The organism is Vibrio sp. YQ_11 (assembly GCF_043103065.1).
GTDB lineage: Bacteria > Pseudomonadota > Gammaproteobacteria > Enterobacterales > Vibrionaceae > Vibrio > Vibrio parahaemolyticus.
Window position 1 is genome coordinate 335438 of record NZ_JBICJM010000011.1, and the last position, 24286, is coordinate 359723.

General features: G+C 46.2%; 16 protein-coding genes and 5 tRNA genes. 9 read left to right on the forward strand and 12 right to left on the reverse strand.

Features of this window, described 5'->3' with window-relative positions:
- Both ACF8EG_RS09920 and ACF8EG_RS09925 read left to right on the forward strand, forming a co-directional pair.
- Nucleotides 1-1575 (forward strand): hypothetical protein, encoded by a 1575-nt coding sequence (locus tag ACF8EG_RS09920; protein ID WP_069506314.1) that lies wholly within the window; start codon nt 1-3, stop codon nt 1573-1575.
- Between the two features lie 263 nt (nt 1576-1838).
- A complete protein-coding gene (locus ACF8EG_RS09925; protein WP_069506311.1) occupies nt 1839-4160 on the forward strand; it encodes an acid phosphatase in 2322 nt (773 codons plus the stop codon).
- Between the two features lie 239 nt (nt 4161-4399).
- On the opposite strand, the gene ACF8EG_RS09930 is transcribed toward ACF8EG_RS09925, so the two are convergent.
- The 5 genes from ACF8EG_RS09930 to ACF8EG_RS09950 all read right to left on the reverse strand — a co-directional run bounded on the left by ACF8EG_RS09930 (nt 4400) and on the right by ACF8EG_RS09950 (nt 11034).
- Nucleotides 4400-5404 (reverse strand): SPOR domain-containing protein, encoded by a 1005-nt coding sequence (locus ACF8EG_RS09930; protein WP_025562306.1) that lies wholly within the window; start codon nt 5402-5404, stop codon nt 4400-4402.
- Nucleotides 5405-5560: 156 nt separating this feature from the next.
- A complete protein-coding gene (locus tag ACF8EG_RS09935; protein WP_005455202.1) occupies nt 5561-6517 on the reverse strand; it encodes an ABC transporter permease in 957 nt (318 codons plus the stop codon).
- A 2-nt stretch (nt 6518-6519) separates the two neighbouring features.
- On the reverse strand, nt 6520-7497 hold the full coding sequence (locus ACF8EG_RS09940; protein ID WP_069506309.1) for an ABC transporter permease: 978 nt from the start codon (nt 7495-7497) through the stop codon (nt 6520-6522).
- Between the two features lie 175 nt (nt 7498-7672).
- On the reverse strand, nt 7673-9226 hold the full coding sequence (locus tag ACF8EG_RS09945) for an ABC transporter substrate-binding protein (protein ID WP_005478744.1): 1554 nt from the start codon (nt 9224-9226) through the stop codon (nt 7673-7675).
- A gap of 92 nt (nt 9227-9318) precedes the next feature.
- Nucleotides 9319-11034, reverse strand: a complete 1716-nt coding sequence (locus ACF8EG_RS09950) for an ABC transporter ATP-binding protein (protein ID WP_015296042.1) — start codon at nt 11032-11034, stop codon at nt 9319-9321.
- Between the two features lie 669 nt (nt 11035-11703).
- On the opposite strand from ACF8EG_RS09950, the gene ACF8EG_RS09955 reads away from it, so the two are divergent.
- On the forward strand, nt 11704-12429 hold the full coding sequence (locus tag ACF8EG_RS09955) for an HAD family hydrolase (protein ID WP_141179742.1): 726 nt from the start codon (nt 11704-11706) through the stop codon (nt 12427-12429).
- Between the two features lie 243 nt (nt 12430-12672).
- Here ACF8EG_RS09955 and ACF8EG_RS09960 read toward each other — a convergent pair.
- From ACF8EG_RS09960 to ACF8EG_RS09980, 5 genes are all read right to left on the reverse strand, one after another.
- Nucleotides 12673-12749 (reverse strand) — tRNA-Pro (locus ACF8EG_RS09960).
- 24 nt (nt 12750-12773) lie between these two features.
- Nucleotides 12774-12849, reverse strand: a tRNA-His gene (locus ACF8EG_RS09965).
- A 49-nt stretch (nt 12850-12898) separates the two neighbouring features.
- Nucleotides 12899-12975 (reverse strand) — tRNA-Pro (locus tag ACF8EG_RS09970).
- Between the two features lie 72 nt (nt 12976-13047).
- A tRNA-His gene (locus ACF8EG_RS09975) sits at nt 13048-13123 on the reverse strand.
- Nucleotides 13124-13155: 32 nt separating this feature from the next.
- Nucleotides 13156-13232: transfer RNA gene (locus ACF8EG_RS09980), tRNA-Arg, on the reverse strand.
- 337 nt (nt 13233-13569) lie between these two features.
- On the opposite strand from ACF8EG_RS09980, the gene ACF8EG_RS09985 reads away from it, so the two are divergent.
- On the forward strand, nt 13570-13983 hold the full coding sequence (locus ACF8EG_RS09985; protein ID WP_005455203.1) for a cytochrome c5 family protein: 414 nt from the start codon (nt 13570-13572) through the stop codon (nt 13981-13983).
- A gap of 92 nt (nt 13984-14075) precedes the next feature.
- On the opposite strand, the gene rep is transcribed toward ACF8EG_RS09985, so the two are convergent.
- A complete protein-coding gene (rep, locus tag ACF8EG_RS09990; protein ID WP_005455214.1) occupies nt 14076-16091 on the reverse strand; it encodes a DNA helicase Rep in 2016 nt (671 codons plus the stop codon).
- Nucleotides 16092-16260: 169 nt separating this feature from the next.
- Between rep and ACF8EG_RS09995 the strand changes: the two genes are divergently transcribed.
- The 4 genes from ACF8EG_RS09995 (at nt 16261) to ACF8EG_RS10010 (ending at nt 21484) form a co-directional block, all read left to right on the forward strand.
- A complete protein-coding gene (locus ACF8EG_RS09995) occupies nt 16261-16842 on the forward strand; it encodes a TetR/AcrR family transcriptional regulator (protein ID WP_005487525.1) in 582 nt (193 codons plus the stop codon).
- A gap of 18 nt (nt 16843-16860) precedes the next feature.
- Nucleotides 16861-17967 (forward strand): multidrug efflux RND transporter periplasmic adaptor subunit VmeC, encoded by a 1107-nt coding sequence (vmeC, locus tag ACF8EG_RS10000; protein ID WP_005487557.1) that lies wholly within the window; start codon nt 16861-16863, stop codon nt 17965-17967.
- 11 nt (nt 17968-17978) lie between these two features.
- Nucleotides 17979-21101, forward strand: coding sequence for a multidrug efflux RND transporter permease subunit VmeD (gene vmeD / locus ACF8EG_RS10005; protein ID WP_005478703.1), 3123 nt, complete (start codon nt 17979-17981; stop codon nt 21099-21101).
- Between the two features lie 131 nt (nt 21102-21232).
- Nucleotides 21233-21484 (forward strand): accessory factor UbiK family protein, encoded by a 252-nt coding sequence (locus ACF8EG_RS10010; protein ID WP_005487540.1) that lies wholly within the window; start codon nt 21233-21235, stop codon nt 21482-21484.
- Between the two features lie 183 nt (nt 21485-21667).
- On the opposite strand, the gene ilvC is transcribed toward ACF8EG_RS10010, so the two are convergent.
- Nucleotides 21668-23152 (reverse strand): ketol-acid reductoisomerase, encoded by a 1485-nt coding sequence (ilvC, locus tag ACF8EG_RS10015; protein ID WP_025501944.1) that lies wholly within the window; start codon nt 23150-23152, stop codon nt 21668-21670.
- 143 nt (nt 23153-23295) lie between these two features.
- Here ilvC and ilvY point away from each other — a divergent pair, with 143 nt between their 5' ends.
- Nucleotides 23296-24186 (forward strand): HTH-type transcriptional activator IlvY, encoded by an 891-nt coding sequence (ilvY, locus tag ACF8EG_RS10020; RefSeq protein ID WP_005455228.1) that lies wholly within the window; start codon nt 23296-23298, stop codon nt 24184-24186.
- Nucleotides 24187-24286 lie beyond the last annotated feature (100 nt).

Sequence of the window (24286 nt, forward strand, 5' to 3'; positions counted from 1 at the left end):
ATGACCAAGAAACTGTGGATTATCGGCGCGATCGGCGCCGGTTTATTGGGTGTTTACTTGTTAAGTGACGAGAGCAGCATGGCGTCTGCGGCCAGCTCTTTAAACAGCGCTCCTGTCGATAAAAGAAAAAGCCAACATCACTATGGTGAACGTACGTCGTTAATTGAGGTGAAGCAGGCGCTCACAACATCGGCGTTGGATGGCTCGAGCTCTCTCGATTTAGATGCAGTGCTTAATGCGACGCCATTCGATCAACAAAACATCGCCGAGAACCCTTTCGATACGCTTGATGGTTACTACCCTTACGATCTGACGGCGGTGACACCACAACCCAAGGTTGATGCGGCGAACAACAGCAAACCCATCATCAATCTATCGGTCGAACAGCAACTGCAAACCATCATTTATGGTTGGGAGCTAACGCAGAACAAGCCGATCAGCAATTCGTTAAGTCTGAACCAATTGTTTGAAGACCCCGATGGTGACCTGCTCACAACTCGGATCTGGTTAGAAAACGCCAATGGTCTTCAGGTGCTCAACCAAGGCCAAATCGTTGTACAAGGTGCGCCAGAAGAAATCGACCAAACCACTTACTTAGCCGTGGCAGCTCGTGACAACCATCATGGTGAAGAAGATTACGCCTGGGTCACGACCCGTTTTGAATTGCCAGTCGTTAAAGAAGAGCAAAACAACACCGACCATCCTTTGGTCGGTGACATTGTGTATCGCCTCGAAACCACACAAAACCTTGGCGGTATCGCGTACGCGTATGAAGTGGTGTATTGCGAAGCGTTTCAGTTTGAAAACGAAGAAGTGTACTTTGCCGCCTCCAACAACAAGCGCTTATGCCCAGAAAAGGGAGCACTAAAAAAAGTGGGCCATTATAAAATCAGTGATGACTCGTTGATTGTTAGCGCAAATGGTGCTCGTCAAATCTGGACCACCAAAAAGGTGTACCCATCTCAGGTTCATAAAGAGACTCAGAACTATTTCACCACCGTGTTTGATGGCAAACAATTCGAAAGCTATACCATGCAAAAGAACAAGCAATCGATGGAAAAACGCATCAACGCACCGACAGGACGATATTTATACCAGATATCCTTTTTTGACTATTTGCTACCTCTCCCTAACGGCGATTATCTCGTGGCTGAAATTGGCAATTATATTTATCACCATGGAACTCAAGTCATTGGGCCTCATGGTGAAAGCATCGATTCCGATCTCAACTTACGCACTTACAATCCAAACTTGTATTGTGCTGATGTCGCCATCTGGTATGGCAGCCATGTCATTGCTGGTCAAGGAGACTATCAGGTCGACATCATCTCCGATCCTAACCCCTACGATCCGACTTACCTAATAGACTGCTACGAATACATTAGTAACCCCACGACCAGACAACAATCGTTAGCATTTGATCTGAGCTACTCGCCTTACGACGAACTACTTGATGGCGAGGTGTACAGCTACATTTTGCGTCCAAAGCCTGAACTGGCTGATCGCGTTGAAGAATTTAAAATCAATATGATTTATCACAGCCCAAAGCCGTTACGCTCAAGCAACAAAAAATAACCACTTAAAATACACAATGTTATTTTGACCATTAAATCACTAAAAACAAAAAGTGGAACCGTGATCAAAGTCTCATTTCCTTCCTCATCGACAAAAAACTCAAATAAATTTTACGGGTTTTATGCGGTTTTTCGTGTCTTGAACACTTACTCAATAGTGATTAAAAAGACACAACTTTCTTAAATCTCACTAGTGAGATTTAAGAAAAACAACAATAAAAAAAGCGACTTTCTCATTCGGAAACGAACAAGGACAAATGAATAATGAATAAGGTGAGTTTATTAGCAGCGTCAGTGGCTATCGCTCTTACAGGCTGTGGCGGTTCAGATAGCGGTTCAAGCAGTGCAAGCAACGGTGTTGTGATCACAGGTTTTGACGGCTACTTCAAAAATGCAGTTGTTTTTGAAGACACGAACAACAACGGTCAATGGGACACTCAAGAATCTATTCTTGGTCTGACCGATGAGAAAGGTCAGCTTACACTGGCCGCTAAACCAGAAAAAACTTTAGCACTGCAAACTCTCGTTCCAAACGGTGCGAAACAGAAACAACTTATCGCCTTGGATGCCAAGAAATACGCTGGCACCTACACCGTAGATATGGACCACCCAAGCCAAGCTATGGCGCACGAAATCGTATTCCGCGCACCATCATCGTCTAACGTGATCTCACCTATCACGGACCTTGTGGCGATTGAAATGGCAAAAGACCCTTCAATTACTGAAGAAGACGCGAAAGCAAACGTAAACAAAGCATTGGGAGGCTCAGAGGAAGCTCCGATTGATCTGTACAGTGACTTTGTTGAAGGTGCGACAAAAAACGCCGAACTACATAAAACCGCTCAGATTCTGACAGAATCTAAAGCGCAAAACCCAACAAATTACGAGAAGAAAGCGACAGAGTTTGCTCAAGCGGCAAACCAAGAAGTGGATCGTCTTGTCGCGTCTGGCGAAAACATCAATGACCCAAGCCTACGTCCAGTCATCACTGATAGCACGCCGAATAGCGACAACTTAGCGCCTGAAACGGTAGTCAACAACAAGCTAACCGTCAACGAAACCATAGAAGACGCAGCTGAAGATAAACTGGATAAGCTACCAGAAATCGTAAAAGGTGCCGCATTTGATGGCGTTGAGCTAAACATCGAAGGTCTTTTCAAAGACAAAGACCAAAGCCTTGTGAGCACAAAACTGACGCATAATTTAGCGGGCACAGGCATTGAAGTTGAGCAAGTTGGTAACCTAATTGTTCTACACCCAGCCGCTATCGTAGAAAAATCCGGTGATTTTGAGATTGTTCTAACGGCGCAGGACAAAAACTCTAACGGGGATGTGCTATCAACTGTGAGCACAGTATTCGAAATCGAAATCGAATCTGCAAACTTACCACCAATGGTTGTTGAAGCAGAGCAAGCTCGCCTACAATCCATTGTTGATGCCTGGTACCTACAACAGGGCGAACTGTTTGAACAAACGCTCGATGTTTCTGGTTTGTTCCAAGATAAAGACGGTCAGATCACCGACTACTCAGCGGACTACGTAGACATTGAAGGCCTATCAGCAATTGAAGATGGCAATGCGATTATCACCATTAAAGGCACACCGACAAAAGCTGGTGAATCTGGTGCAGCACTTACCATTAGCGCAACAGATGGTCATACCGCAGTGCAGATTGCACTCAGCATGCCAGAAGTAAAAGAAGGCGTTACGCCACCACCAGTAGTACCGACTTTGGGCTTCACGCAAGCGCACTTCAACGGTCAAGAATGGAAAATGGGTAGCTTTGCGCAAAAAGATGGTGAAATTGGCTATGCCATGTTGATGCAAGACTCTGAGGGCCTACTATTCTGCTGGGGTTCAAACCACGATGAGATGAACCAAGAGTACAAAGCGAACATCAGCGACGTCCTAGAAAACACATGGGAACACGATGCCTACGCCATTCTTGCAGATCTTGACCAACAAACCGGTTACGCGGAATACAACAACAAAGACTGTGAAGACGTCGAGCTAAAAGACGGCAAGCTATACAACAGCTACGGCGAAGAGTATGAAATGCTGTACCAGCACAAAACCGGGAATAACGGCACTCAGATTATCGTTAAAATCTCAGATGATGAACTGTTCTGGATGGATTCAAGCAACACACCGTTTGCGGAATCACTTTCGGTTGCAGAACACATCAAGCATGGCACGGTAGAGCATGACTTGATGGTAGAAAGTAAAGGCAAAGACGACGACAAAATCCTGAAATACTCTTCAGGTACGTACGAATACGACGCTGACACTTACAATTACTCGTCGTTCATGCCGACCGGCTTCCAAACGCCAGGAAACTGGGAAATCAAGGATGATGAAGGTCGTGAACTGCTGATTCTAGAAGAAACGGGCTCACAATCAGATTACAAAACTCGTCATCGTTACATCAACCGTGATTTTGGTGATTTCTACATCGGTATCCATTGGAGTAAAGAGCAAAACGGTCATGAATCAGCGCCGGAATATGGCCTGTACTCTCACAACAAAGAAGTAATGACAAGCATCGCGGCTTCACTACCAATTTTGGAGCCAGGTGACGATGACTAAAGCAACCATCGTCAACCCTTGTTGCGGCAGTGTGCATTTACGTAGAAGACGTCGAACCTTCTGGGAACGATTTGTCGGTATCAAAGAAGTGTACATTTGCTCAAACTGTCACAAAGAAACACCTCTCAAGTAGCAACAATATTTGAGACCGCAAAAAAGCCCCGCATCGCGGGGCTTTCTTCGTTTTAAAAAGCGCGTTTCGTCCTAAAATGTATGGAGGCATTAAGGATGAACAACCGCTACTTCACACACATCACATTCAACAACGACGTGCCGGTTAACTGATTTGGTTCTCGATCGGCAAACAAGCCTTTCTTATCTTTACCCCAATACGGCAATTGCAGCGGCCATTTGTTCTTCTCCATCACACCAGAATCTCGCAACGCTTTAAATTCAGTCGCCGTAGCGAGCGACATGCCCAACTGCTGACAAATCTGTTGCGAGCTTTCGTAGTTGAGTCGATTCCACGGCTTACCATATTCCATATAAAACTGATTATCTAACAGGTAAGGCACGACATACGTTTTGCCATGTAGAGACGCTCGCAAGCGCACTTCCACCTCTCCATTGCCTTTTACGCTCGGTGTTGGTTTTGCTTTCGCTACCGGTTTTGTTGTCGTGCTCGGTTTCGGCTCTTTTGCCGTAACTGGCTGCGCTGTCGTTTTTGTCGCAGAAGCTTTAAACGCCTCGGTATCTGGACGACTGGCCACGACTGGCGCAACAGGCTTCGGTGCGACGTTGGGTTTGGCGACAGGAGTCGACTTTGATGACGGCTGCATTTGCTTCACGGTGTTGTCACTACCTTTGCCAACCACACGAATAAATGCCTCGCGATAGTTCGACAAGGTTTTGACTCCTCGCAAATCAGCAGACGCTTTAGAAAATTCTGTATAAGGCCCAATAAGACAACGATAGCCCTTTGCTTCGGGCTTCATCCAAACATCGGTGGTGATTTTGCTGTAAATGGGTTTGGCTTTGGCAAGTGGCATTGGTTTAGGCAGCAAGCCACATTGAATCCAATAGAAATCATTGCCTCTTTGCGGCACTTTCTTTCCCCAAACACCCTGACCGATTGGGCAACTTTTCTCTAGCATCGGCAGTTCTTTGTCGCTCGCTTGAGTCGCCTGACAAAGAAAGTCATCGGCCAATACCGGGGCTGAAAATTGGGCGCACAGCAATAGCCCTCCTAAGCTGAGGCCTGATTGGACAATGCGTGATGAGAGGTGTGCCTTCTTCATTTCCATACGCTTCACTCTGAACTAGTGGGTAAGGTCATTATGGCGGCAAAGCGCCAAAAAAATGTGAATAAAGAATAACAAGCAAAAAAAGAGCCGGAATTGCATCCGGCTCTCAGTTTAGGAAGGAAATGAGCGATTTAACAATGCTCTATGTCTAAATTCTTAACCTTTGTACAGTTTCGGGTTAAATACATCACGTAACCAGTCACCCAGAAGGTTAATAACCAGTACCAAAGTAACTAGCACAATACCTGGGAAGGCTGTAATCCACCAAGCACCAGAGAAGATGTAGTTAAAGCCGATGCTGATCAACGCGCCCAAAGATGGTTGGTCAACTGGCAGACCCAAACCTAGGAACGACAGCGCCGCTTCCGACATGATGGCGTTGGCCACCTGAACGGTTGAGATAACCAAGATTGGTGACAAACAGTTCGGCAAAATATGGCGGAACATGATGCGTGGAGCTTTAAAGCCCATCACGCGTGCCGCTTCTACGTATTCTTTCTTCTTCTCTGCCAGTACCGATGCACGAATCGTACGCGCGTACTGTGGCCATTCAGCCACACCGATGATCACCACCAGCATCACGACCGCGTATTGGCTGTAAAAATCGCTGCCAAAGCTGGCTTTGAAAATGGCCGAGACGATGATCGCTACCATCATGGTTGAAAACGACAACTGCACATCTGCAAAACGCATCAAGAAGCTATCGATACGACCGCCGAAGTAGCCTGCCGACAAACCAATGATGATGCCCAGTACAAGCTGTAGACCGACCGCGAGGAAACCGATCGTCAGCGACAAACGAGAGCCGTAAAGAATGGTCGATAAAATATCACGGCCTTGCTCATCCGTACCGAGCACAAAGCGTTCTTCACCGCCGTCCATCCAAGATGGTGGTAATTCTGAATCCATGATATCGATAGATGTCAGATCGTACGGGTCAGTTGGTGCCAGAATTGGCGCCGCCAGTGCCAGCACCAAGAACATCAGAAACACCGTAAAACTCGCCATCGCCACTTTGTCGCGCTTGAAGTAGTACAAGAAATCCGAGTTTTTAAAGCGCTCCCACGCAGATGGAACGGCTGAAGGAGCAGCAGGAGTATTGGTTTGGCTCATGATTAAGCTCCTTTTCCAGTTAGGTTCACAGTTGGGTTGATGATGCCGTACAGCAAGTCAACGATGGTATTGGTTACCACGAAGATCAGACCAACAAAGATTACGTAGGCTGTGATTAGCGGTGTATCAACACGGTTAATCGCCTCTAGGAAAAGGAAGCCAGTGCCCGGCCATTGGAACACGGTTTCTGTGAGGATGGTGTAGGCCACCATGGTACCAATTTGCACGCCACCTACCGTCAGTACCGGTAGCATGGTGTTCTTAAGTGCATGTTGGTAATAAATCTTTTGTAAGTTCAGGCCTTTAGCCTTAGCGAACTTGATGTATTCCGAACTCAGTACTTCCAGCATTTCTGAACGAACCAGACGGATAAACAGCGGCAACATGATCGATGCCAGCGCAATACACGGCAAGATCAGGTGCTTGATACCATCAATGGTAAAGAAGCCAGACTCCCAACCGAGCACGTTGACGGTCTCACCCCGCCCGTAGGAAGGCAGCCAACCAAGCTCTATGGAGAAGACGTACATCAGCATGATCGCCGTCAGGAAGACCGGAATCGAGATGCCGACGCTACTCATCGCCATGACAAATTTGGTGAAGAGACTTTTCGGGTGAATCGCGGAGTACACCCCAAGTGGTATCGATAAAACAATAATGATGAGCGTCGCGCCAAACACGAGCTCTAGTGTCGCCACCAGCTTATCAAGAATAACCTCAACCGCTGGGCGCTTGAAAAAGTAAGACGTACCTAAATCACCTTGCAGTGCATTACCGACAAAGCGAGTGTACTTTGTGATAAAGGGATCGTTCAGGCCCAGTTCATCACGCAGCGCTTGACGCTCCGACTCTGAAACCGACTGACCTACAAGCTCACGCAGCGGGTCACCCAGGTTGTCCTGAATGGCAAACGCCACCAAACTGATCACAAACATCACTATCAGTGCCTGAAACAGGCGCTTGACCAGAAACGAAAACATTCCTTGCCCCTTAACTATCCATAGATCTCTAAATTTAGAGAGAAAATTCAGTCTGTAAAACTCGCTCAATCCGACTGAAACAAAACTGAGCTGAGTGATGAGCCTCATCAAGCATTCCTTGAGAGAAGCTCATGAAGGAGGGAATACGTCCCCTCCTTCTAACTACATCATGTGATTATTCAACCACTAGGTCACCGAAGTAAGGCATAACCATTGGGTTCACAATGTCTGCTGCTTTCACGTTAGACTTCGCGCCCCACGCTTCACTTTGCCAGTGTAGCGGTACAAATGCTGCGTCGTTGTAAAGCGTCGCTTCAACGCCTTTTAGCATTTCTGCACGTTTCGCTGGATCCGTTTCCACGTTCGCTGCTTCTACAATTTTGTCCATTTCTGGGTTTGAGTAGTAACCACAGTTGTACTGGCCACGACCTGTCTCTTCGTTACGAGTCATTGTTAGGAACTCGTTGAAGTTCGCAGAGTCTTCAGTGTCTGAGTGCCAACCGATCATCAGCATGTCACCCGCACACTTATCAAACTCTGGCCAGTATTGCGCTTTTGGCATGGTTTTCAGATCAACCTTAATACCAATCTTAGACAACATTGCCGCCGCAGCCTGTGCAACTTTTGCATCGTTCACGTAACGGTTGTTTGGCGCAATCATAGTTAGGGCAAAGCCGTTCTCGTAGCCCGCTTCTTTCATCAACTCTTTAGCTTTCTTCAGATCGTAGCGAGGAACCAGTTTTTCGTTGTGACCAACGTAACCAGCAGGGCTTTGCTGACCAGCAGCTGTCGCGAAACCTTTCATGATTTTCTTCACGATGCCTTCGTTGTTGATCGCATGCACGATAGCTTGACGAACGCGCACGTCTTTCAACGCTTCATTGCTGTTTTGGTTCATTTGGAACGTGATGATTCGCGTACCAGGTAGTGTCACGAGATCGATGCCTTTCGCGTCTTTCACACGTTGGTGATCGTTTGGCGCTACTGGGTGAATCATATCGACGCCACCAGAAAGAAGCGCAGCCACACGAGTCGCGTCTTCTTTGATTGGTACTAGCGTTAGCTTATCAACGTTACCTTTCGACGCTTTATCCCAGTAATCTTTGAAGCGTTCAAATTCCACTTTTACGCCTTGTTCACGTGATGTCACGATGAATGGGCCAGTACCGGAAACGTGAGTCGATGCAAATGAGTTACCGTGCTTCACTAGTTCAGACTTGTCTTTGCCGTCTTCTGTCTTACCTGAGTAGAACTTGCTGTCCATAGGGAAGATGTACGTCGCCGTTTGCAGAACAAGTGGGTATGGGCCTTTAGTAACCAAATCGAACGTGTAGTCATCCACTTTTACGATTTTCTCGTACGGGTCGAAGATCGCTTTAAAGTCTGGAGAACTTTGTAGACGCTCAAATGTCCACACCACATCATCCGCTGTTAGCGAGTTACCAGAGTGGAACTTCACGCCTTCACGCAGTTTGAAGCGTACCGTTGTGTCGTTAACACGTTCCCAGCTTTCTGCTAGACGAGGTTCGAAGTCCATTGTTTGAGTGAAACGAACTAGAGGGTCAAATACCATGTGTGACATTTGCAGTGTACCGCCAGACAATTGCTCATGCGGGTCAAGCGATACTGGGTCAGCAGCGTAGCCAACTTTAATATCTGCTGCTAGCGCATTAAAACTAAGGCCCGCAGCCATTAGCGCCACTGCTAATTTGCTTTTCATGGTTTTCATTTGCATAACTCCTTCATGCGGGGATCCGGATCCCTTGTTATTGTGTTTGCGTCTTTATAATGACTAAAGATCAGCCAAGCGAAATACTTGGTTTATGCCGTTTTGATTTCTTCTCGCAAGCCCGTAAATTCAGGCATTAGAGAGATCAATTTTTTGCTGTATTCGTGCTGTGGAGCAGTAAAGAGCTGCTCGGTAGGCGCGACTTCCAATAACGTGCCCATCTGCATTACACCTACTCGGTCACACATCTGACGAATCACCGGTAAATCGTGACTGATAAACAACATCGTTAGGTTCAGTTCACTTTGCAGATCTTTTAGCAAGTTCAGAATTTGTGCCTGTACCGACACATCCAACGCTGATGTCGGTTCATCACAAATCAAAAGTCGAGGACGAGTGGCCAGAGCGCGCGCAATCGAAATACGCTGACGCTGACCACCAGAGAATTCATGAGGATATTTCACGCCAGCCATGCGACCCAAACCAACATGATCAAGCAAATCATTCACGATTTGACGTGTTTCTGCTTCATTCTTGGTGAGTTTATGGAAACGAATTGGCTCGGCAATAATGTCTGACACCTTCATACGAGGGTTCATAGACGTGTATGGGTTTTGGAACACCATCTGCATTTGACGTCGCATCGGACGACGCTCTTTTTCCGACTTCATCGCCGTGAGATCGATGCCTTCAAATTTCACTTGGCCAGAGTTTGGCTCATACAAACCAGCAATCACGCGCGCGATGGTCGACTTACCCGAACCTGACTCACCCACCAGACCAAACGTCTCACCTTCGTGCACCTCAAAACTCACATTGTTCGATGCCTGCACGTACTCACGGCGGCTTTCAAACAAAGAGTCCTTAGTCACAAACCTTAGGTTGACGTTTTTCACATCCAACAACGGGCCAGTGTACTCACGCTGATCTTGGCTTTGACCAAGCCAGTGGTTCTTGATGTCCAGCGACTTCATTTCTGTCGCTTCTTCGATGTAACTCACCAGAGGGAAACGATCGAGCTTTCTGTCTGAGCGAGGAACCGCCGAAATCAAGCTGCGCGTGTATGGGTGATCTGGGTTGCCCAACACTTTTGCCGTTGGCCCAAACTCAACAAGATCGCCACGGTACATTACCGCCACGCGGTCTGTAACGTTTGAAACCACCCCCATGTCGTGCGTAACCAACATACAACCAACATTGTTCTGGATACACAACTCACGGATAAGATTCAGGATTTGGTCTTGGATTGATACGTCCAGTGCCGTGGTTGGCTCATCGGCGATGATCAGATCTGGCTCACCAGCCAAAGCGATCGCGATAACCACACGCTGACGCATACCACCAGAAAACTGGTGAGGATACTGTTTAAGACGGTTTTCAGGCTGAGGGATGCCGACTTGCTGCATCAGAGACAACGCGCGTTGATACGCCTCATCGTCAGACACTTTCATGTTGGCATGAATGGTTTCTTTTAGCTGCTGCTCAACCGTAAACAAAGGGTTAAGAGAGGTCATAGGGTCTTGGAAGATAAAACCAATTTTCGAGCCACGCACCTTACGCATCGCTTCTGGTGTTAAGCCAGAGATTTTTTCACCATCCAAAAAGACATCGCCACTGGCAACGCGTCCCGGAGGGCTCAGCAAATCGATAACGGCGTTACCAACGGTGGACTTACCCGCACCGGATTCGCCAACAACACCCACGATTTCACCTCGTTCAATATTAAACGAAAGTGATTTCACGGCCGCGTGAACGCCGTGTCGGGATGGATACTCAATACGAAGGTTTTTCACCTCTAATAGTGACATTTCAGACCTCTACTGCCTTGTCTGTGGTATCGAATCGCACTGGGAAAGCCCGTGCCATTCATCACCTGAATGAATCCGTTCAAATTCAGAATAATACTCTGAAATCTTAATGCGGAAACAATTTGGCAAAAATCACACAAAAAAGCAACAATTAAAGTATATTCCGCCGTAAAAACATTGAATACACGCACAATGAGCGAATAAAAATGCATTAACAAGTATTTAACCACTTTCATATCACCCCATTTTTGTGCGCCATGCACCATTAAAACTAGAAAAATGCTCTAAATGTAGGCACAACATCACCTCACACCATAACCACACTATTCATGTGTGATCATTAACATTTACCAAACAATATATCGTACCAAAAGCGATTTTTCGGCATAAAATGTTACTAACAAAATAGTCGGCAAACATAAAAAACCAAAGTTAACCGGCTTCACCTAAGGCTAAAACGTGAGCACCACAACAAAACAGAGGAAACCTCCTCAAAGTTGCGATTATGCGCCCGTTATGCGGTTTAATGATTAAGCCAAAAGAACAGCATCACTTAAGCGTAAACGAAACTGCACAATTTGCTGACGGATTGCCTCTTTACGATGCGATTTAGAGTGGGATAATAGGCTTTCGACGCCAGTGACTAAGTAGCGAATGAAAGGAGCCCCTGTGCTTAAAGCGATTTTTTTTGATATGGACGAGACGTTATGTGGCACATCCCAAGCAGACAAAGCTGCAGGGCAAAAATTTGCTGCCTGGATTCAACAAACGTATCCGCAAGTCTCTGATCCTCAAGCATTCTTACAACGCTATTTGCAAGGGGTATATAAAAAGCTCAACGCAGAGTTTCCTCAGCTGGTTGCTCTTCTTCCAGACGAAAATGCTTTTCGCTGTGGTCTGATCCAAACGATTTTGGCGGAGGACGGCATCCACATCGATGCAGAGCAAGCTCAGCAAGCACAACATTATTTTGATTCTGCACGTATGGGCGCGTTCACTTTCTTCCCTGGCGTAAAAGAAATGCTGACGGATCTACGTAAGCACTACAAACTTGTCGTGATCACTAACGGTCCAATTTTTTCGCAGCACCCCAAATTGAAAGCAACACAAATGGATGAATGGGTGGACCATGTTATTGTGGGTGGCGAAGAGCCAGAAGAAAAACCAGCGGCCAGCATATTCCAAAAAGCCTTGAATCTTGTCGACATCAAACCAGAAGAAGCCTTACACATCGGTGACTCTCTAGCGGCAGACATCGCAGGCGCAAACAACATGGGTATTTTGAGTGTGTGGGTGAATGCGACTGGCGCAAGTAATCCAACAGAGATAACACCGAACTTTGAAATCCGAGAAACCGTCGAGCTAAAGGAAATCCTGAAAACACTCGCCCAATAACAACAGCGAATTAAGAAAACCACAACCCCAGACATTGAGCTGGGGTTTATTTTATCTGCGCGAAAAGCATTGGGATCATGGGTGGTCTAAAGCACCAAAATCTGCACCAACCTTACAATTCATACGCAAAGCGAGATTCTGCTGATAGAAATCTTCTGGCTAGCCATTCTCAGCTAATATGGAGGAAAATAGAGTGGCTAAAATGCAAAAAAGCCTCAGTCTTTCGACTGAGGCTTTAAATAGTGGTCGGTGAAGAGGGATTCGAACCCCCGACCCTCTGGTCCCAAACCAGATGCGCTACCAAGCTGCGCTATTCACCGAGCATGTATTCTTTATAGAAAGAATGGGGTGGCTAACGAGACTTGAACTCGCGACAACCGGAATCACAATCCGGGGCTCTACCAACTGAGCTATAGCCACCATCAAATTTTTATGTTCACCGCTACTTATGTAGCCATAAACTAGATAGTGGTCGGTGAAGAGGGATTCGAACCCCCGACCCTCTGGTCCCAAACCAGATGCGCTACCAAGCTGCGCTATTCACCGACTTATGTTTTATCCTGATTCAACATCAAGATGGGAAGCAATGCTACCGTATTCTATCCAAAAAGGAAAGAATGGGGTGGCTAACGAGACTTGAACTCGCGACAACCGGAATCACAATCCGGGGCTCTACCAACTGAGCTATAGCCACCATTGAGTTTTACCGACTTTTCCTCCGGGGTATGGTACGCCCGAAAGGATTCGAACCTTCGACCTTTGGCTCCGGAGGCCAACGCTCTATCCAACTGAGCTACGGGCGCATGCCCTATCGGCGGAGTGGAATAATACGGATATCACACTATGCCGTCTAGTACTTTTTTTACTTTTTTTATCGTTTGGTCTCTTTTTCGACAGTTATCTGCCTTTAAAGTGTATTTTTGATGTGATTCACGCCCTGTCATGGATAACTTGTTGTTTATTGCAACAAGTTATCGGGATATAATCACCCATTATTTACATTGATTTAACAGCTGCAACCAAGTTGTTTAATCATTTTATGCCATCGGAGAGATTTCGAATGATTTTCTCGACGCGGTATCAATACTCTAACTATATAAATAGGTAAGTCACTTACCTCGGGAATGTGAAGTGGGTTTAATGGATATGTCTCGACAAATGATTAGCGTTTTGTTCGCTGCCTTAACTTTCTCTACGGCAGCTTTAGCTTCTGACATCAGCCAAACTGAATACGATGCGATCGCAGAACGCATCAAACCTGTCGGTGATGTTTATCTAGCAGGTTCAGAGCCTGTGAAGGAAGAACCAACCGGTCCACGTGATGGCGCCAAAGTTTACGGTACTTTCTGTATTGCTTGTCACGCATCTGGTGTAAACGGCGCGCCAAAATCGGGCAATGCTGACGATTGGGCTCCGCGTATCGCGCAAGGCAAAGACGTGCTAGTGAAGCACGCGCTTGAAGGCTTCAACGCGATGCCTGCAAAAGGTACATGTATGGACTGTTCTGATGATGAAATCATTGCAGCCATCGACCACATGATTGATGGCTTGTAATCCAGACGCGACGCATCTGAAATAAGAAAGGCTTGCCAATCGGCAAGCCTTTTTGTTTGGAGTGAACTTGATTTACCGTGAGATCAAAGAGATCACTTCTTAAACATCGAGCGCAGGTTTGCAATGTGCGCCTGGCCTTTTGCCATTCGTTCTTCTTGAGACACAGGCTTTTTGTTCACTTCCCATTCGACATCATCAAACGGCAGCTCATCCAAAAAACGACTTTGAGTCGGCTTGATCAACTCACCAAACTGGCGACGCTCTTTACACATGGTAAACGTCAGCTCTCGCTGTGCGCGGGTGATGCCTACGTACATCAAGCGTCGCTCTTCTTCGACGTTATCTTCATCAATACTGGTTTGATGCGGCAATATGCCCTCTTCCGAACCAATCAAATACACGTAAGGAAACTCTAGACCTTTTGATGCGTGTAATGTCATCAATTGAACGGCATCGCTGTCTTCGTCTTCTTCGCCGCGTTCCATCATGTCACGCAAGGTCAAACGTTGAACCACTTCTTTCAGCGTTTTCTCTTCTTGGTCGTAATTGTCACCTTCTAAGTCGGCCACAATCCAAGAGTAGAGATCCGAAACGTTCTTCATGCGCATTTCAGCGGCTTTCGGGCTGGCTGAGGTTTCGTACAGCCAATCTTCGTAATGAATGTCACGAACCAAGGAACGAACAGCTTCTACTGTGTTACCTCGCTCAGCTTGATCGGCAATCGCCACCAACCATTGTGTAAAGCGACGCAGATTTTCGAGACCACGCCCCGATAGGTGTTGTTCTAATCCCATTTCAAAGCTTGCTTCAAATAGGCTTTTGCCGCGCATATTGGCGTAACTGCCCAATTTTTCTAACGTTACCGGGCCAATTTCGCGTCGCGGCGTGTTCACAATTCGCAGAAATGCGTTGTCATCGTCAGGGTTCACCAACACTCGAAGATACGCCATGATGTCTTTGATTTCGGCACGCGCGAAAAACGACGTACCGCCAGACAGTTTGTACGGTACGCGGTTTTGCATCAGTGATTTTTCAATCAAGCGCGATTGATGGTTACCGCGATACAAAATCGCATAATCTCGATATTCCGTGCGATTTAAGAACTTGTGCGCAATCAACTCACCCGTGACCCGTTCTGCTTCGTGCTCTTCGTTCTTGGCTAGCAACACTTTCAGTTTTTCGCCGTCAGGAATCTCTGAGAACAGTGATTTTTCATACACGTGCGGGTTGTTGGCAATCAAAATGTTTGCAGCACGAAGAATTCGACTGGTCGAGCGATAATTCTGCTCCAGCTTGATCAGACGCAGATTCGGGTAATCTTGCCCGAGCAGCACCAAGTTTTGCGGTTTGGCACCACGCCACGAATAAATCGATTGGTCATCATCACCCACGACGGTCAAGCGACCGCGCTCACCCACAATCAATTTGACCAGTTCATACTGACTGGTGTTGGTATCTTGGTATTCATCAACCAATAGATAGCGGATGCGATTTTGCCAACGCTGACGCACGTCTTCATTATTACGCAGCAGCAATACTGGCAGCAGGATCAGGTCATCAAAATCGAGCGCGTTGTACGCCTTCATCTGCTTCTGGTACATCTCAAAACAAAAAGCGAACAGCTGTTGTTGCTCGCCTTTCGCCATCGCTTTGGCTTGCTCTGGCGTTAACATGTCGTTTTTCCAGTTGGAGATCGTACTCAATAGTTGTTTGAGTAGGTCTTTATCACCGTCGAGTTGCTTTTCCGTCAACTCTTTCAACAGCGCCATCTGGTCTTGATCATCAAACAACGAAAAGCCCGCTTTTAACCCAAGCTGCTTGTACTCACGTTTGATGATATTCAAGCCCAATGTATGGAAAGTAGAAACCATCAAACCTTTCGACTCGGCTTTACCCAAGGTTTGACCAACACGCTCTTTCATCTCGCGGGCGGCTTTGTTGGTAAAGGTCACGGCCGCGATGTTTCTTGCTTTGTAGCCACATTGCTGAACCAAGTAAGCAATTTTATTAGTAATTACGCGCGTTTTACCTGAGCCTGCGCCGGCAAGCACTAGGCATGGACCAGACACGTATTTTACGGCTTCATCTTGTCTAGGGTTCAGCTTCATACAAATTCTCTGCGGGTGACAAATGTGGCGCCTATGATAAAGGGGTGGCTCTTTGAATGCTACGGTGATTTTCTCGTAAATTTTACCCCGATTGGTGCAACATTCTGTTGCATAGTAGACCAGACTTTAAGCTATAATGAATGAACGTTCATTCACTGGTAGTAGGATTATGACGGACAACCCTGCTGTAGATAAACGCGATCAAATACTTGCCGCTGCGGAGCAGTTAATTGCAGAGTCTGGCTTTCAAGGGCTTTCTATGCAAAAGCTGGCCAACGAAGCTGGTGTCGCCGCCGGGACGATTTATCGCTATTTTTCAGACAAAGAACATCTATTGGAAGAAGTGCGTCTTAACGTAGCCAAACGCATTGCCTCTGCAGTGCAAGCGGGTGTTAATGACGACATGCCATTGAAGGAACGCTATCGAACCATGTGGCTCAACATCTGGAATTTGGCGGGTTCCAACTTAAACGCCATCAGTAATCGAGTTCAATATGATTCGTTACCTTGCACGACAAGAAACAAGACGTGGGAACTTGAGCGAAAAATGTTTGCCCAAGTAGATCGCCTTTTCAACCAGGGCAAAGAAGAAGGGGTTTTTAAGCCTCTCGATAACGAAGTGCTCTCTGGATTAAGCTTTGAAGCAAGCGTCGCGCTTGCGAGAAAACATGCTTTGGGATTTTATCAATTGGACGACGATGCGCTGGAAGCAGCCATTGAAGCCAGTTGGGATGCAATTATCAAACACTAACTTGGAGTTCTTAATAGAATGAAAAAGTGGACTTTCTTTATGTTACTTATCGCCGTTCTCTTGTTCGGCAGCGTGATAGGTTTCAATTTATTTAAGCAACAAAAGATCGCTGAATACATGGCAAACCGTCCTGAACCTGAGTTCCCAGTAACCGTTACGGAAGTAAAAGCGGTGGATTGGGTACCAGTGATCGAGGCTATCGGTTTTATCGAGCCAAACCAAGGTGTGACGGTAGCGAACGAAACGAGCGGTGTTATCGACAAGATAGCTTTTGAATCAGGTACTCAAGTTGAAGCTGGCCAACCCCTCGTTTTGCTTGATTCTGAAGTAGAAAAAGCGAACTTGAAGAGTTCACAAGCGAAACTTCCTGCAGCAGAAGCGAAATACAAACGTTACCAAGGTCTGTTTAAGAAAGGTTCTATTTCTAAAGAAGCTTACGATGAAGCTGAAGCAAACTACTACTCGCTTAAAGCAGATATCGAGAGTTTAAAAGCAACCATCGATCGTCGTGAAATCAAAGCGCCATTTGCAGGTGTGGTTGGTATCCGTAACGTTTATCTTGGTCAATACATCCAAGCTGGTAGCGACATTGTTCGCCTAGAAGATAGCAGCGTAATGCGTCTGCGCTTTACCGTGCCTCAAACAGACATCTCGCGTATCAAACTTGACCAAGAAGTGGATATTTTTGTAGATGCCTACCCAGATCAGCCATTCAAAGGCTCAATTTCTGCCATTGAACCTGCGGTAAATGTACAAAGTGGTCTGATCCAAGTACAAGCTGACATTCCAAACAGCGATGGCAAACTTCGCAGCGGTATGTTCGCACGTGCAAACATCATCATGCCGAAATTGGCGAACCAAGTGACGCTACCTCAAACAGCAATCACCTTCACTTTGTACGGCGATAACGTCTACATCGTGACAGAAGAAGATGGTGAAAAGCGCGTGAAGCAACACGTTGTTAAAGTGGGCGAACGTACTAAAGACATCGCACACATCTTGGAAGGCGTGAAGCCAGGTGATGTTGTGGTGACGTCGGGCCAAGTCCGTTTAAGTAACCACGCGAAAGTTAGCATTGTTGAAAGCAATGCCATTACTCCACCTGCTGAAACACCAATGCTTTAATTGGAGGCATCATGCGCTTTACTGATGTTTTTATAAAACGTCCAGTTTTAGCGGTATCGATCAGCTTTTTGATTGCACTACTTGGTTTGCAAGCAGTGTTCAAAATGCAGGTTCGTGAATACCCTGAAATGACAAATACGGTGGTTACCGTAACCACTAGTTACTACGGTGCAAGTGCCAACTTAATCCAAGGCTTTATTACTCAGCCTTTGGAGCAAGCAGTAGCACAAGCCGACAACATTGATTACATGACTTCTCAATCGGTACTGGGTAAATCGACCATTACTGTAAACATGAAGTTGAATACTGACCCGAATGCGGCGTTGTCTGACATTCTGGCGAAAACCAACTCGGTACGTTCACAGCTTCCAAAAGAAGCCGAAGACCCAACCGTAACCATGTCGACTGGTTCGACAACGGCAGTACTGTACATCGGCTTTACGAGTGACGAGTTATCTTCAAGCCAGATCACTGACTACCTTGAGCGTGTAATCAACCCGCAGTTGTTCACCGTAAACGGTGTGTCCAAAGTTGATCTCTATGGTGGTATGAAATACGCACTACGCGTATGGCTAGATCCTGCCAAAATGGGCGCTTTGAAGCTGACCGCAACCGATGTGATGAGCGTTTTGAACGCCAACAACTACCAATCTGCAACGGGTCAAGCGACAGGTGAGTTCGTGCTTTACAACGGTAGCGCAGATACTCAGGTATCAAACGTTGCTGAACTTGAAGCCTTAGTTGTGAAAACTGGTGAAGGGGATGTGATTCGCCTAGGTGATATCGCTAAAGTAACGCTAGAGAAGAGTCACGACGTTTACCGCGCAAGTGCAAACGGTCAAGAAGCCGTGGTTGCGGCGATCAACGCAGCGCCAAGTGCTAACCCGATCAATATCGCGGCAGACGTGCTTGATCTGTTGCCTCAACTTGAGCGCAACCTACCAAGCAACATCAAAATGAACGTGATGTACGACTCTACGATTGCGATCAACGAATCGATTCACGAAGTGGTGAAAACCATCCTGGAAGCAGCGGTCATCGTACTTGTGGTTATCACACTGTTCCTGGGCTCATTCCGTGCGGTAATCATTCCTATCGTAACCATTCCACTTTCATTGATTGGTGTGGCAATGGTGATGCAGGCAATGGGTTTCTCTTGGAACTTGATGACGCTACTGGCAATGGTTCTTGCCATCGGTCTGGTGGTGGATGACGCGATCGTTGTACTAGAAAACGTTGACCGTCACATCAAAGAAGGGGAATCGCCATTCCGAGCTGCAATCATTGGTACGCGTGAAATTGCGGTTCCAGTTATCGCGATGACATTGACGCTAGGTGCAGTGTACGCGCCGATCGCATTGATGGGTGGTATCACCGGTTCACTGTTCAAAGAGTTCGCTTTGACACTGGCAGGTTCAGTATTCGTATCCGGCATCATCGCTTTGACACTATCACCAATGATGTGTTCGAAGATGCTGAAAGCGAACGAGAAGCCAAGCAAGTTTGAGCAAAAAGTTCACCATATCCTTGATGGCATGACCACTCGTTACGAAGGCATGTTGAAAGCGGTAATGGCTCATCGTCCGGTTGTTATTGCGTTTGCAATCATTGTATTTGCAAGCTTACCAGTCTTGTTCAAGTTCATTCCTAGTGAACTTGCACCTTCGGAAGATAAAGGTGTGGTTGTACTAATGGGTACGGCGCCTTCGAACGCGAACTTGGATTACATCCAAAACACCATGAACGATGTAAACAAGATTCTGTCGGATCAACCAGAGGTAGAATACGCGCAGGTATTTAACGGTGTTCCTAACTCGAACCAAGCGTTTGGTCTAGCGACACTTAAACCTTGGAGTGAGCGTGAAGCCAGCCAATCTGAGATCACCAAACGTGTTGGTGGATTAGTTGCAAGCGTCCCAGGCATGTCAATCACAGCATTCCAGATGCCAGAACTGCCTGGTGCGGGTTCAGGTCTACCAATTCAGTTCGTTATCACGACACCAAACAGCTTCGAAAGCTTGTTTACGATCGCAAGTGACGTTCTGACAGACGTAGCCAGCAGTCCAATGTTCGTCTACTCGGACTTAGATCTGAACTACGACTCTGCAACCATGAAGATCAAGATCGATAAAGACAAGGCGGGCGCATACGGTGTGACGATGCAAGACATCGGTATCACGCTAAGCACCATGATGGCTGATGGCTACGTAAACCGTATCGACCTAAATGGCCGTTCCTACGAGGTAATTCCTCAAGTTGAACGTAAATGGCGTTTAAATCCAGAATCAATGAAGAACTACTACGTTCGTTCTGTGGATGGAAAAGCAGTACCACTTGGTAGCCTGATCACTATTGATGTTGTCGCCGAGCCTCGCTCACTGCCTCACTTCAACCAGCTGAACTCAGCAACCGTTGGTGCTGTACCATCGCCTGGCGTCGCAATGGGTGATGCAATTAACTGGTTCGAGGACGTAGCGCAGAACAAACTGCCTGCCGGTTACAACCACGACTACATGGGTGAAGCACGTCAGTTCGTGACGGAAGGTAGCGCGCTATACGCAACATTTGGTCTTGCGTTAGCCATCATCTTCTTGGTTCTTGCGATTCAATTCGAATCACTTCGTGACCCGATTGTTATCATGGTATCGGTACCGCTGGCGGTGTGTGGTGCGTTGATTGCGTTGGCATGGGGCACCGCCTCGATGAACATCTACTCGCAGGTAGGTCTGATTACATTGGTCGGCCTGATCACCAAACACGGTATCTTGATCTGTGAAGTAGCAAAAGAAGAGCAGCTGCACAACAAACTGTCTCGAATCGATGCGGTAATGGAAGCAGCGAAAGTTCGTCTGCGTCCAATTCTTATGACTACTGCGGCAATGATTGCGGGTCTTATCCCACTCATGTACGCAACGGGTGCAGGCGCAGCACAGCGCTTTAGTATCGGTATCGTAATCGTGGCTGGTTTGGCAATTGGTACGTTGTTCACACTATTCGTACTACCTGTGATTTACAGCTACTTAGCTGAAAAACACAAACCACTGCCAGTTTTTGTTGAAGATAAAGACTTGGAAAAGTTAGCTCGAGTTGATGAAGCGAAAGCAGCGCACCGCGAACTAGCAGAAAACAAATAAGCTCAAGAAGCTAATAAAAAGGTCACTTCGGTGGCCTTTTTTATTGCTGCTCTCTTTTTTACCATCTAAATGGCGACTTTCCCGTATCATTTACTTAGAATGTCGGCAAATCAAAAGGAGTTTTAGCCACTATGTTTGACCCAAAGAAATTAGAGCAAATTGCTAAACAAATTCATGACTCAATGCCAGCACCAGTAAAAGAGCTAGGCGCAGACGTTGATCAAAAAGTTCGCCAAGTAATCCAAGGCCAACTAAATAAGCTAGATGTAGTAAGCCGCGAAGAATTTGATGTTCAAACTCAAGTTTTACTACGCACGCGTCAAAAGCTGACGGAAATGGAAAAGAAATTAGCCGAGCTTGAAGAAAAGCTAGCTGATAAATAAGCCCCCAAACGCTCCTTCGACAGGAGCGTTTTTCTTATCAGCACATGGAAAAATCGACTAAAAACGAAAAGGCTTGGTCAACGGAGACCAAGCCTTTTAATTAGATGTCGTGTTTTTTGTATTTATCGACTCCACTCTGTCTGGAGTTCATTTAATATCTTCAATGCTGTACAGCGAAGAGAATTAGCCACCAACCGCGATGCGCTTCATATCCGTCATATAGCCACGTAGTTCTTCGCCAATGTATTCCACTGGGTGGTTACGGATAGTCTCGTTCACTGCGATAAGAGTCGCGTTATCCACTTGGTTAGACGTTTCGCCTAAACCTTTACCAATAACCTCTGTACCAACAGAAGGCATGAATTTCTCACGTAATAAAGGCGTTGCTACGTTAGCAAATAGGTAGTTACCATATTCAGCCGTATCAGAGATAACCACGTTCATCTCATATAGACGCTTACGTGCGATAGTATTAGCAATCAACGGAAGTTCATGTAGAGACTCGTAGTACGCTGATTCATCGATGATTCCAGAAGCTGTCATCGCTTCAAATGCCAGTTCAACCCCAGCACGAACCATTGCAATCATTAGAATGCCGTTGTCAAAGTACTCTTGCTCAGAAATCTCAACGTCCGTTTCTGGGTAATTTTCAAATGCAGTTTCACCAGTTTCTGCACGCCATCCTAGAAGATTTTTATCATCATTTGCCCAGTCAGCCATCATGGTGCTAGAGAAATGACCAGAAATAATGTCGTCCATGTGCTTGTTATAAAGTGGACGCATTAGGTCTTTTAATTCTTCAGAAAGCTCGAACGCCTTGATTTTCGCTGGATTAGATAGACGGTCCATCATGTGAGTGATGCCACCGAATTTCAGAGCTTCCGTAATGGTTTCCCAACCGTACTGCAGTAGCTTACCTGCATAACCCGGATCAATGCCTTCAGCAATCATCTTCTCGTAACATACGATAGACCCCGCTTGTAGCATGCCACATAGAATGGTTTGCTCACCCATTAGGTCTGATTTCACCTCAGCGACAAAAGAAGACTCAAGACAACCCGCACGGTGACCACCTGTTGCTGCAGCCCAAGCTTTCGCGATATCCCAACCTTCACCTTTTGGATCATTCTCTGGATGAACCGCGATTAGGGTAGGAACACCAAAACCACGTTTGTATTCTTCACGAACCTCTGTACCAGGACACTTAGGAGCAACCATGACAACGGTCAGATCTTTACGAATCTGCATGCCTTCTTCCACAACATTGAAACCGTGAGAGTAACCTAGTGCAGCGCCTTCTTTCATTAGTGGCATCACCGTCTCAACAACGTTAGTGTGCTGTTTGTCTGGCGTTAAGTTAACAACCAGATCGGCTTGAGGAATTAGCGTTTCGTAGCTACCAACTTCAAAGCCATTATCTTTGGCGTTTTTAAACGATTGACGCTGTTCATCGATCGCAGCTTGACGTAGTGCGTAAGACACATCAAGACCAGAATCGCGCATGTTCAGGCCTTGGTTTAGACCTTGAGCACCACAGCCCACAATGACCACTTTTTTACCTTTCAGGTAATCCGCTTCAGATACAAATTCTTCACGGTCCATAAAGCGACAACGACCAAGTTGATCCAATTGCTCGCGCAAGTTTAGGGTATTGAAATAGTTAGCCATCTGGGCGCTCCTTAAACATTCTTCCATAAAGGTCGGTAACCGTCTTACCGAATAACTTCATACTAAAACAGACATAACGTTGCTTAAAGTGATATATTCACAATTACTTATTGCAATTTATGCAACATGGAAATAAAGATTTAATGAATATCAAAAGCCTGCAACTTTTCATTCATCTCTGTGAGAGTAAAAGTTTTGCCAAAACCGCTGCAGCCATGCACATCAGTCCTTCTGCCCTCAGTCGACAAATACAAAAGTTGGAAGAAGAAACAAATCAACAGCTGTTTGTTCGCGATAATCGCAGTGTAGAGCTGACAACCCAAGGCAAAAAATTAATGCCTGTCGCGTTAAAAATTCTTAGTGAATGGCAACAGTATCAAAACCATATAAAAGGAACCGAAGGCGAGCTAAAGGGGGAAATCCGTCTCTTTTGTTCGGTGACCGCCAGCTACAGCCATTTACCAGAGTTAATTTCCGATTTTCGTCTTCAGCATCCTTTTATTGAATTTAAGCTATCAACCGGTGACCCAGCTCAAGCAATCGACAAAATACTAGCAGATGAAGCCGATATTGCCATCTCAGCCAAATCGGAGCAGATGCCAAACAAAATCGCGTTTGAAACGATCAGTGAAATCCCTCTGTCTGTCATCGCTCCTGTCGGTGTCAGTTCATTTGCTGAGGAATTGCAAAAGGAGCAGCCAGATTGGTCAATCATTCCATTCATTCTTCCGGAAGCAGGCACAGCAAGGGACAGGGCTAATACTTGGCTCAAAAAAATGAAAATAAAACCGAATATCTACGCGCAAACGTCTGGACATGAGGCCATCGTAAGCATGGTTGCATTGGGATGTGGGGTGGGTATCGCACCGGATGTCGTAATCAACAACAGTCCAGTAAGGGAAAAGATTAATCGCTTAAAAGTATTGCCAATTAAGCCATTTGAACTTGGCGTCTGTTGCACCAAAAACCAGTTAGAAAACCCATTAGTGAAAGCTTTTTGGAAGGTAGCGGAGAGCAAATACATTGCACCTTAATAATAGGTATATGGATTCGAATTACTTGGGTTATTTTTTATAACCCTAATTTTCAGAACTCTGAAATGCAAAAAAGCCCACTCTTTCGAGTGGGCTTCTT

Coding starts and splice junctions, on each gene's coding strand:
- ACF8EG_RS09995 (WP_005487525.1), top strand. CDS start 16,261: ATGACGGACAACCCTGCTGTAGATAAACGCGATCAAATACTTGCCGCT.
- ACF8EG_RS09940 (WP_069506309.1), bottom strand. CDS start 7,497: ATGTTTTCGTTTCTGGTCAAGCGCCTGTTTCAGGCACTGATAGTGATG.
- ACF8EG_RS10010 (WP_005487540.1), top strand. CDS start 21,233: ATGTTTGACCCAAAGAAATTAGAGCAAATTGCTAAACAAATTCATGAC.
- ilvY (WP_005455228.1), top strand. CDS start 23,296: ATGAATATCAAAAGCCTGCAACTTTTCATTCATCTCTGTGAGAGTAAA.
- ACF8EG_RS09945 (WP_005478744.1), bottom strand. CDS start 9,226: ATGAAAACCATGAAAAGCAAATTAGCAGTGGCGCTAATGGCTGCGGGC.
- ACF8EG_RS09930 (WP_025562306.1), bottom strand. CDS start 5,404: ATGGAAATGAAGAAGGCACACCTCTCATCACGCATTGTCCAATCAGGC.
- rep (WP_005455214.1), bottom strand. CDS start 16,091: ATGAAGCTGAACCCTAGACAAGATGAAGCCGTAAAATACGTGTCTGGT.
- ACF8EG_RS09920 (WP_069506314.1), top strand. CDS start 1: ATGACCAAGAAACTGTGGATTATCGGCGCGATCGGCGCCGGTTTATTG.
- vmeD (WP_005478703.1), top strand. CDS start 17,979: ATGCGCTTTACTGATGTTTTTATAAAACGTCCAGTTTTAGCGGTATCG.
- ACF8EG_RS09950 (WP_015296042.1), bottom strand. CDS start 11,034: ATGTCACTATTAGAGGTGAAAAACCTTCGTATTGAGTATCCATCCCGA.
- vmeC (WP_005487557.1), top strand. CDS start 16,861: ATGAAAAAGTGGACTTTCTTTATGTTACTTATCGCCGTTCTCTTGTTC.
- ilvC (WP_025501944.1), bottom strand. CDS start 23,152: ATGGCTAACTATTTCAATACCCTAAACTTGCGCGAGCAATTGGATCAA.
- ACF8EG_RS09985 (WP_005455203.1), top strand. CDS start 13,570: ATGGATATGTCTCGACAAATGATTAGCGTTTTGTTCGCTGCCTTAACT.
- ACF8EG_RS09935 (WP_005455202.1), bottom strand. CDS start 6,517: ATGAGCCAAACCAATACTCCTGCTGCTCCTTCAGCCGTTCCATCTGCG.
- ACF8EG_RS09925 (WP_069506311.1), top strand. CDS start 1,839: ATGAATAAGGTGAGTTTATTAGCAGCGTCAGTGGCTATCGCTCTTACA.